At 69.0% G+C, this 9026-nt stretch carries 12 protein-coding genes; 2 read left to right on the forward strand and 10 right to left on the reverse strand.

Going from position 1 to position 9026, the window contains the following annotated elements; genetic code table 11:
• Nucleotides 1-34: 34 nt before the first annotated feature.
• The 10 genes from SM452_RS25765 to SM452_RS25810 all read right to left on the reverse strand — a co-directional run bounded on the left by SM452_RS25765 (nt 35) and on the right by SM452_RS25810 (nt 6666).
• A complete protein-coding gene (locus SM452_RS25765) occupies nt 35-1816 on the reverse strand; it encodes a replication initiator (protein WP_463840867.1) in 1782 nt (593 codons plus the stop codon).
• Nucleotides 1816-2085, reverse strand: a complete 270-nt coding sequence (locus SM452_RS25770; protein WP_463840868.1) for a hypothetical protein — start codon at nt 2083-2085, stop codon at nt 1816-1818. Before SM452_RS25770 ends, SM452_RS25765 begins: the two co-directional genes overlap by 1 nt.
• Nucleotides 2082-2831 carry a hypothetical protein gene (locus SM452_RS25775; protein WP_463840869.1) on the reverse strand — a complete coding sequence of 250 codons (750 nt, stop codon included), beginning with the start codon at nt 2829-2831 and terminating at the stop codon, nt 2082-2084. Before SM452_RS25775 ends, SM452_RS25770 begins: the two co-directional genes overlap by 4 nt.
• A complete protein-coding gene (locus SM452_RS25780; protein WP_463840870.1) occupies nt 2831-3178 on the reverse strand; it encodes an RRQRL motif-containing zinc-binding protein in 348 nt (115 codons plus the stop codon). Before SM452_RS25780 ends, SM452_RS25775 begins: the two co-directional genes overlap by 1 nt.
• Complete coding sequence (locus tag SM452_RS25785) at nt 3175-3474, reverse strand: hypothetical protein (RefSeq protein WP_463840871.1); 300 nt, start codon at nt 3472-3474, stop codon at nt 3175-3177. The genes SM452_RS25780 and SM452_RS25785 overlap by 4 nt, the downstream gene beginning before the upstream one ends.
• Nucleotides 3471-3911, reverse strand: a complete 441-nt coding sequence (locus SM452_RS25790) for a DUF6197 family protein (RefSeq protein WP_463840872.1) — start codon at nt 3909-3911, stop codon at nt 3471-3473. Before SM452_RS25790 ends, SM452_RS25785 begins: the two co-directional genes overlap by 4 nt.
• 85 nt (nt 3912-3996) lie before the next feature.
• Nucleotides 3997-4206, reverse strand: coding sequence for a hypothetical protein (locus SM452_RS25795; protein WP_358194644.1), 210 nt, complete (start codon nt 4204-4206; stop codon nt 3997-3999).
• A complete protein-coding gene (locus SM452_RS25800) occupies nt 4203-5078 on the reverse strand; it encodes an FtsK/SpoIIIE domain-containing protein (protein WP_463840875.1) in 876 nt (291 codons plus the stop codon). Before SM452_RS25800 ends, SM452_RS25795 begins: the two co-directional genes overlap by 4 nt.
• Before the next feature lie 81 nt (nt 5079-5159).
• Nucleotides 5160-6050 (reverse strand): hypothetical protein, encoded by an 891-nt coding sequence (locus SM452_RS25805; protein ID WP_463840876.1) that lies wholly within the window; start codon nt 6048-6050, stop codon nt 5160-5162.
• Nucleotides 6051-6348: 298 nt separating this feature from the next.
• Nucleotides 6349-6666, reverse strand: coding sequence for a hypothetical protein (locus SM452_RS25810; RefSeq protein ID WP_030274472.1), 318 nt, complete (start codon nt 6664-6666; stop codon nt 6349-6351).
• Between the two features lie 154 nt (nt 6667-6820).
• Between SM452_RS25810 and SM452_RS25815 the strand changes: the two genes are divergently transcribed.
• Both SM452_RS25815 and SM452_RS25820 read left to right on the forward strand, forming a co-directional pair.
• The gene (locus SM452_RS25815) at nt 6821-7612 is read left to right on the forward strand and encodes a GntR family transcriptional regulator (protein WP_013288466.1); all 792 of its coding nucleotides are present in this window, start codon (nt 6821-6823) and stop codon (nt 7610-7612) included.
• Entirely contained in the window at nt 7609-8358 is a 750-nt protein-coding gene (locus SM452_RS25820; protein WP_463840873.1) for a glycosyltransferase family 2 protein, read from the forward strand. Before SM452_RS25815 ends, SM452_RS25820 begins: the two co-directional genes overlap by 4 nt.
• Nucleotides 8359-9026 lie beyond the last annotated feature (668 nt).

Below are 9026 nucleotides of genomic sequence, written 5' to 3' on the forward strand. Positions count from 1 at the left end.
CAACGGGTGGCCTTCCTCGTGTGTCGGGCGGTGGTCACGCGGCGACCGGCGCGACGCTGGCCGGGGTGGAGAGTTCGTGGGCGAGTTCTTCGCGGCCGGTGGTTCGTCGTTCGCGGGCGAGGGCGGCGGCGGTGTTGGCGAGCAGGGCGTCACCCGATGTGTGCCAGCCGACGCCGGCGAAGGTGAGCGTGCCGACGATGAGGGTGGTGTCCTCGTCGACCTGCTCGGCGGGTGGGCCGCTGGCGGTGGGGTGTTGGTGGTCCTGGTGCTCGTGGCGCCGGTAGGCGATGCGGGTGTCGCGTAGGAGCCGGAAGGTGACGGAGTAGCGGCGGGCTTTGGTGAGGAAGTGGCCGCCGTAGCCGAGCATGTGAGCCCATCGGCGTAGCCGTGCGTAAGGGTTGGTCGTTGCTGGTTTCGTCGGTTGGGTGTGAAGGTCGGCTTGACGCGCGGCGACGCAGGTGGGGCAGGCGGGGTAGCGGGTGTGGGTGCCGCAGTCGGGGCATTCCCAGCGCTGGACGAAGCCGGGTCGTGGCCGGGGTTCCCGTGGCCGTTGGGAGAGTGGGGCCGGGGTGTGGAGCGGTCGGCCGATGCGCCAGCAGGCGTCGATGAGGCGGGCGGTGTGGTCGCCGTCGGGGTCGGCGTAGTCCCCGATGGTGTCGGCGGTCAGGCGGGTGGAGGTGTGCCCGGTGGCCTCGGTGCTTTTGGTGGCGTACTTGGCAAGGTAGCCCGCGACCATGCCATCGGTGACTTCCCCGGAGCCGTCGGTGGCGATCGGTTCCAGGTCGACCTGCTCGCCCCAGGCGATCGGCCATCCGTCGGGCCGGTCGGGGTGGCTGGGGGTGTGGAAGGCGATCTGCCGGGCGGCGTGGCGCAGTGCGTCGACGAGGTCGTCGACGGTGAACCCAGGCGGTGGGGGCACGATCGCTTGCGGGTCGGTGGGGTCGACGCCGTCGAGGCGGGCGATGGCGTGGAAGTGCACCGCTCCCCGCGCTTGCAGTTCGGCGACCTTCCCGGGCGACAGCCGCACCGGAGCGACTTTCCGCGTCTTGCCGGAGGCGGTGACCACCTCGACCCGAGGGATGCCGCGGCGTTGGGCGAGCTTCGCGAGCCAGCGTTCCGCGGCTTGTTTCGTGCGGTGCCAGAGTTCGCCGGAGAAGATGTTCCAGACGACCTGGTGGTCGTGGTCGTAGCAGTCCAGACACAGCGGATGCCCGAGCACCGCGTCACCGGTCTCGTGGCGGGCCCAGCAGACGGCGGGTCGGCCGTGGGGGCACTGGCCGGTGTCGCGGCGGGCGTGGCAGGGTTCGGCGCGGCAGTCGCAGCGTCGTCGGTTGCGGCAGGTGTGCCGCTTGACCTTCCGGGCGTGGACGGTGCCGAAGGACGGCGCGGTGAAGGTGGCGAACACCGCCGGATGCTGCGCGACCGATTCGGGTACGCCTTTGCCGCCGACCAGGCCCGCGCGGAGGAGTTGGAAGGCGTCGCGTTGGTAGGTCTGGGCGCAGGCGGGGCAGACCGTGGCGCGGCGGTTGCCGCAGGCGGTGTAGATCGCGGCATCAGGCATGGCGTCGGTGTGCCGGGCGTCCAGGACCCGGCCGGTCGAGGCGTCGAAGGTGAGGATCTGACCGGCGAGGCGGATGGGGCGGGTGCAGCCGGCGGCGGCGCGGACGTGTTCGAGCCAGCCGTAGTAGTCGGGTCGGGTGGCGCGTTCGAACGCGGCCCCGGCAGCGGTGTAGGCGTAGACGGGTGGGACGTCGGCGTTCGAGCCCACCCCCCGGGCCGTGGAGGTCCGGGGGGTGAGGTCCAGCGTCGAGGCCATCAACCGGCCACCCCGTTGGTGGGGTGCAGGTTGGTGATGGTGCGTTCGATGACGATGACCCGGCACGCGCCGCATTGGCGCTTGACCGGCTCGTGCCGACGGCACGCGATCTGCGTGACGGTGGTGCCGCAGCGGATGGTGACCGGGTTGCGGCAGGGTCCGCCGTCGATGACGTCGATGACGGTCCGGCGGATGTCGTAGGGGTGGGGCTCCGGCTCGGCCGGGCAGGTGTGCAGGAGCTGCACGACGTCGACGGTGTGGATGCTCATCGGGCACCACCGCCGATGGTGGCCAGGAGTCGTCCGGCGACGGGTGGGGTGACGTCGAGGCGGTCGGCCAGCTCGGCCGGGGTGATGGGCTGGCCGTTGGCCTGTTCGTGCTGCACGGCCGCGAACCGGGCCATCGGCAGCAGATGAGAGGGGACAGGGACGTCGACCGGCTCGGCCGGTGCGGCGACGGGCACCGGCTCAGCAGCCGGGGTGATGGTCGGGACGGTGGCGGCTTCCGGCTTGGTAGCCGGGGTGGGGGTGATGGCGGCCGGTGGTTCGGTGGTGACCTGCTCGGCCACCTGGACGCGGATGGGTTCGGCCGGGGTGGCCGGCACAGTGGGTTGTTCCGGTGTCGGTGCCGGGGCGAGGACGAGCTTCACCAGGGCCATGAACGCCAGAGCCGGAACAGCGGACAGGAGCCACCCGGAGATGCCGGGCTTGGCGACCGCGAGTTGTGCGGCGAGGGACAGGCTCGCGGCGGCGATGAGCAGGAACAGGGGGTAGCCGATGGGTGCGCCGGTGCGGCGGCGTCGGCGGATGGTCAGCAGGCAGGCGATCGGGACCAGTTCGGAGATGACGGCGTTGGCCCAGCCGAACCACGCCCCGGTCCCCGCCGGGGAGTTGGCGAGGGTCCAGTCCTTGACGTGGGTGAAGGAGGCAGCACCGGCGAACCCGGCGACCGCGATGAGGATGAGCACCAGGACCAGGCCCTCGATACGGCCGCCCTGGTTCGTGGTGGTGGTCATCAGTGGCCTCCGTGGCAGTCGAGGCAGCAGCCGTAGCGGCGGGGGATGTAGTAGGGCTTGATCTGGCCGCAGTCGCGGCAGGTACGCCGAGCGAGCAGGGCTTTCGCGATGGCCTCCCGCTGGGCGGGGGTGGCGATGCGTTTGGGTGCGGCGAGGTCGAGGCGGTAGAGGTAGGCGACGCGCTTACCGCGACGCCAGAGGATCTGCGCAACCGCGTGATGCCCTCCGGGGCGGAGGCCTGCGGCGCGGAGCTGTCGGCGGGTGGCCAGCCCGTCGGGGGCGAGGCGGTAGGGGTAGGTGGGGAATTCCTCGGCGGGGTTGGCCGGGTCGTAGGTGTAGGTGGTCATGGCCGGTCTCCCCAGCGCTGCTGGGCGGCCTGGCGGGAGATGCCGAGCCGGGCACCGATCTCGGCCCAGGAGTAGCCGAACTGGCGCAGGCCGATCACGGCGTCGGTGATGGCGCGGTCCAGGTCGGCGGAGAGGGTGACGAGGTCGCGGAGGGCTTCGACGTCGCCGTCAGCGACGCGGCGGCCGTGGGCGCGGATGATGCGTCGGGCGAAGGCGGCGAAGGCGTCGTTCTCGACGACGTCCCGGCGACGCTGTACCGGGATGCGCGGCGTCAAGGGCTTCTTGACGGTGTTCACCGGTTCTCGCCTTCCTGGGTGTGGAGGCGGTCCCACTCGTCGGCAGCCGCCTCAAGGGCGGTGATGACCTGCTCGGCGGTGCGGCCGGGCTCGTCGTTCCAGGAGTAGGGGGAGATGTGCTCGTCGAGCAGGTAGCCGTCTTCGTCGATGTGGAAGACCGGTGCGAAGTCGTCGAGGTAGTCGACGAACGCGGCGATGGCGGCGAGGTAGGTGATCCGGTCGTCGGTGTCGAGGTCGTACCAGTGGTGCACCGGGTGTCCGGTGCAGGCCATGCCGATGGCTCCGACGGCGCAGGCCGGCGGGGTGGGGGTGTCGGTGTGGTGGGGGTAGTAGGTGCCCTGGTGCCAGCCGTGCCGGCGTAGGTAGAGGGCAGCCATCCGCAGCAGGTCAGCGGGCGTGACCTGAACTGCGGTGGGTGGGGTGTGGGTAGCCTTCATGGCAGCCACGTCCTTTCGGGGCTGTTGGTGGAGGTCGGCAGGACCGGCACTTGCTGCCAGGCGTCGTCCGGTCCTGTCGGCCGATTTATCGGGTGCGCAGCCGCAGGTAGCGGCGTTGGCGGGTGTCGTCGCCGCCCACCGGGTGGGGTGGGCCGAGGTAGACGAGTCGGCCGCTGGCCGAGGCGACCTGGACCATCGAGGCGATCTCGCCGGGTTGGGCGACGATCCAGATCTCGACGTACCGGGCGGCACGCTGCTGGTTGGCCTTGGCGTAGGTGTGCTGGCGGGTGGTCATGCGGCCACCTCGAAATCCACCCGGGTCAGGTCCGGGATCAGGGCCGGTAACCGGCGTGGCCGCCGGATCCACGCGGCGTAGTCCGCGATCCCGGCGATCTGGGCGTCAGTGAGGTAGGCGACTTTGATGCGCTTCGGGGTGCCGCCTTCGGCGATGAGGTAGGCCGCGCCCTGGTTGGTGGGGGCGATGTCAGTGGCCGAGTAGCCCTGCTCGGCCCAGCCGTGCCCGAGCACGATGTTCGAGGTGTTCGGAGTCGTGCAGCGGAACGCGGCCCGGTAGCCGAACAGGTCCCGCAGCGAGGTGGGGATGATGTCGAAGCTGGGCCGCTGAGTCGCGGCCACCACCGGAATACCGGCAGCCCGGCCACGGGCGACCAGGTCACGCAAGAGAGCCACGAACTCTTCCTGTTCCTGCTTCGAACCGACCGTCGCGGAGTAGTAGGCGATCTCGTCGATCAGGACGGTGATGACCGACAGGCCGTCGTCGGCGGTGACCTTGCGGCGGCCGTGGGCGCGCAGCCAGGCGTAGCGGTTGTTCATCACCAGCTGCAGGCGGCGGAGGATGTCGAGGGCGGCGGTGATGTCGGGGCCGATGAACGCGTCGGCGCAGTCCTCCCACTGGCCGAGTTCGACGAGCTTGCCGTCCAGCAGCACCAGGCGGCTGTCGACGGACAGGGCGGCGTGGGCGGCGATGGTGTTGAGCAGACCGCTCTTGCCTCCGCCGGGTTCGCCACCGGCGAGCAGGTTGCGGTAGGCGAGGGTGATGTAGACGGGGTGACCGAACTCGTCGATGCCGACGAAGATGGGGTCGAACATCGACAGGCCAGGCCCCACCGGAACCCCGGAGGTCGGGGCGGGTGTGGTGGTCATGATTTGCCCTCCTTGGGCAGTTGTGGGCGCGGAGAGCCACACGAACGAACCCCGTAGGGCTCTCCGCGACCGGTTGGGTGAAGGTCAGATCCAGTCGGAGACGTCGTCGACGTCGGTCGACGAGGTGGCCGTGGGCTTGCTGCCATTGGCCGAGGGGGTGGCCGGCTTCTTGACGGCCGGTCTGCCCTGCGTGGGCAGGGTGACGGTGGGCATGTCGACGTCGGACAGGTCCAGGGCGGTGGGCACGGTGGCCGGGATCCGCTCGGTCGGCGGGGTGTCGGGGTCGATGACGTCGACGAGCGGGGAACCGACCTGAGCGGTCAGCACCTCGCGGCGCTTGATGTCGAACCGCAGATAGGCGGCGTTACGGTCCGAGGCCCGCTCGATCAGAGCGGTCGAGGCGTGACAGGCGACCGCGATCCGGTCGAGGCGGCCTTCCAGGTCGGCCAGGGACAGGCCGGGCCGCAGGTAGACCCAGACCCGTTCACCAACAGGGGTGGGCTTGGCCCACAGGATGAGCGGCAGGCTGCCGGACTGGTTGGCGATGATGAACTGCGCGAAACACACGCGCAGCCGATGCCGCACCACGAGGCACCAGGTCCAGGCCACCAGGAACCGGCGGGACACCGGCACAGCGGCCGGGACACCCACGACCAGGGCGACCACGATGAGCGTGACCAGGGTCGAGGTGTGGTTGACCAGCTGCACCCAGCAGACGCCGAGAACCGTGGTGATCCCGATTTCGGGGGTCCACCACCACAGCAGCCGCAGCACCGGCCAGATCCGGACGAGCAGCCAGGCCAGGCAGCCGAGCGGAACCCCGATGAGCGCGCCGACGAAGACGGCGAGGATGGGGTGGATGGAGGAAGCGGCCACCACGGCCGACAACAGGCCGACGATGACCGCCGTGAGGATGAACGCCAACCGGGCGTTCCGCGCCGAGGACCGGTGAACTCTGGCCTCGATGACAGTGATGGTGCCGCTGGACTTCCGTCCGAAGGAGCGGCGAGGGCTAGACTTGGACACGACGAATCCCTCCCAATCGCGAGTTGGGTCGGATGAGTTGGAGGGCACGGGGTCGGCAGGTTTGGACGCCGGTACCGACCCCGCGCCATTTCTCACGGGGGTGTGACCACCGGTCGTGGTCACCAGGCCGAGAACGTTGGACGCCGGAGCCGTCCTCGGACTGCTTGTTCACTTGGCTCGATCAGCGGACCTCAGGCCGCTGGAGGTCAGACACCACCAGGCTTCACACAGCACGCTGTGCGAAGGACTACTTGGCCGCCGAACCAGCCTTCGGCTTCAGCGAGATCGCACGGAACGCGACGCCGTTGCGCCCGTTGGTCGCCCACGGAATGGCCTCCAACTGCTCGACCTCGATGAGCTGCCCCACCATCACACCCGGCTTCTCTCCCGCCGTCGTGATGCTGATGACCTCACCGCCGGTCTCGTCGAGCACGATGACCTGGGTCGCCCACATGAGCCGGCCCGTTCCCTTCTCCGACCGCTGATTGCCGTTCTGGTCGTTCTTCGGCTCCGGGTCCTTCGACACCGTCACCTGCTTGCCCTTGGTGTCCACGTACAGCTTCAAGGCGGTCTCCTGTCTGCTGGGGCACCGCTCGTCGGTGCACTCCGTCATCTTCATGTCTTCATGAAGACGTGCAGACAACGTACGGCCGGTCGTCTGATCGCGTCAAGACTTCATGAAGACCTAAACTGGAGTCAGGCGTGAAGGAGTGTGAAGAATGGCCAAGTGGGAGCGAATCGCCGCAGAGTGGCGCGAAAAGATTCATTCGGGTGAGGTCACGCCTGGAACGAAGCTGCCGAACGAGCAGCAGATGAAAGCCGACTATGAAGTGAGCTTGCCCGTCGTCCGGCAGGCGCTCGACACGCTCGAAGCAGAAGGTCTGGTCGATCGACGTCACGGCCGAGGAACCTTCGTCCGCGCGCCTCGACAGCGAGTACGGCGGTCCCCTGAGCGGTATCAGTGGGAGAAGGATCGAGCCCGGCTGCCCGAGTCTCAGCGACGCCGCACAGGCGCAACCGAGCGAGACACCGGACTGACCATGCAAGACCTTGACTTCTCGGCTGAGTACCGGACGGTTCCGGCGAGCGCTGAGCTGGCTCGGATCTTCGGAGTTCCGGTCGGCGCAAAGATGCTTGAGCGCGTCTACCGAACCAGTTCTCGTAAGGAGCGGGTGCCGCTCAGCCTGAACACGTCCTACATGGTCTATGACGTGGTAGCCGAGAATCCGGCGTTGCTCGACGACAACAACGAGCCGTGGCCGGGCGGTACTCAGAACCAGCTGTTCACCATCGGAATCGAGTTAGACCGGATCGTTGACGAGATCACGGCCCGGCCGCCCTCGGCAGACGAAGCCGAAGCCTTGAAGCTGCCCCCAGGCGTCTCAGTGCTCGTTCTTCGCAAGGTCTCCGTGGACACCAAGGACTGCGTCGTGGAGGTCTCGAACGTCGTACTCCCTGGCGATCGGACCGAGTTCGTTTACACAACGAAGCTTGCGCGGTGGTCAGAGTGAAGATCTCCCTGATCACGCCGGTCCACGCCCCGAGCATTCCCTATCTGGCAGACGCCTACGAATCACTTCGCTCGCAAGAGTTGCCGGGTGGGTGGGTGTGGGAGTGGTTGGTCCAGGAGGACGGACGGACCGGCAAAGTTGCTGCCGCCCTTCCCGATGATCCACGCATCCTCAGCGGAACAGGGAAGCCCGGTGGTCCAGGGACCGCCCGCAATATGGCTATGGCACGCAGCGGCGGGGATCTGCTGCGAGTCCTGGACGCAGACGACCAGCTCGCTCCCGGTGCCCTTGCGCGTGAGATCGACATACTCAGCAGACGGCCCGACGTCGGCTGGACGACGTGCAGCGTGCTCGATCTGATGCCCGACGGATCGACGGTCGGCTGGCAACACGCTGACCCACCGGGTGGCATCCTGCACCGGGGCGAGGTACTGAACTACTTCCGCAGTAAGGGATACCGGCTTCCGGTCCACCCAGCGACGTTGTGTATCCGGCGAGAACTCGCCCTCGCCCTTGGCGGCTGGATGGCACTGCCGGGCGGGGAAGACACTGGGCTGTTGATCGCCGCGTCAGTCGTGACCGACGGCTACTTCATCGCGGAGCCAGGGCTGTTGTACCGAAAGCACCCGGACCAGATCACGGCCCAGAGCGACTGGAGCGCGAACGAAGAGTGGCAGCTCCGCATGCAGCTCATCGAGTCACGAGCCACCGCCTTGCAATCGTCCTTTCCTACTGCTCGCGCCTGACCCGGAAGTCCGCGGCTGGCTGGGCGTAGAGCAGGACCGGCCGGCTGCCGGCGGTGCTGTTCAAAGTTTCTGTACGTCTTCAAGGCGGCCCGCAACGGGCCGCACGCGCCGCCGCCTGGGCGCGCGCCCGACGCTCCGCTGTCGCTCCACGCCGGCCACGCAACACGCCCGGCGGCTGGCGCGGAGAGCGGGGAGCCCGGGGCCGCCGCAGACGGGATAGCTGGGAGAGTGGTTGAGGTTCGCGGGCCGGCAGCCGGCCGCGCCGCGCCTGAGCAGCGCGGCGCAGGGAAGGGCACGTCGGGTCCGCGCGGCGAGTCACGGCGGCGGACCGGTCGCGGTCACTGCGCCTCCGGCGGGGGCGCAACGACTCCAGGATGGACGGGGCTCCGTCCGCGCGTTGCGGTCCGTGGGTGGTTGCGCAGGGCCATCCCGCCAGCCGACGACCCGGGCGAGCCGAGCAGACCACCGCCCGGCCCGCCAGCGTCCGTACGTACGTCAAGGTCCGCTTGACGTGGCGGACCGGGCGGCGGCCCGCTCCCCAGGAGGGCGGGTCGGCGGCAGACGGGATGGCTACAGAGGTTGAAAGGCCAAGGTTCGAGTTATCTCGGTGGCTCGGGTTCGAGGGTCATGCCGGTGCTGGCGAAGAAGCCGGCGAGGAGATCGGTCTG

It is taken from the genome of Micromonospora sp. SYSU B005, assembly GCF_055362685.1.

Coding starts and splice junctions, on each gene's coding strand:
- SM452_RS25765 (WP_463840867.1), bottom strand. CDS start 1,816: ATGGCCTCGACGCTGGACCTCACCCCCCGGACCTCCACGGCCCGGGGG.
- SM452_RS25770 (WP_463840868.1), bottom strand. CDS start 2,085: ATGAGCATCCACACCGTCGACGTCGTGCAGCTCCTGCACACCTGCCCG.
- SM452_RS25775 (WP_463840869.1), bottom strand. CDS start 2,831: ATGACCACCACCACGAACCAGGGCGGCCGTATCGAGGGCCTGGTCCTG.
- SM452_RS25780 (WP_463840870.1), bottom strand. CDS start 3,178: ATGACCACCTACACCTACGACCCGGCCAACCCCGCCGAGGAATTCCCC.
- SM452_RS25790 (WP_463840872.1), bottom strand. CDS start 3,911: ATGAAGGCTACCCACACCCCACCCACCGCAGTTCAGGTCACGCCCGCT.
- SM452_RS25795 (WP_358194644.1), bottom strand. CDS start 4,206: ATGACCACCCGCCAGCACACCTACGCCAAGGCCAACCAGCAGCGTGCC.
- SM452_RS25815 (WP_013288466.1), top strand. CDS start 6,821: ATGGCCAAGTGGGAGCGAATCGCCGCAGAGTGGCGCGAAAAGATTCAT.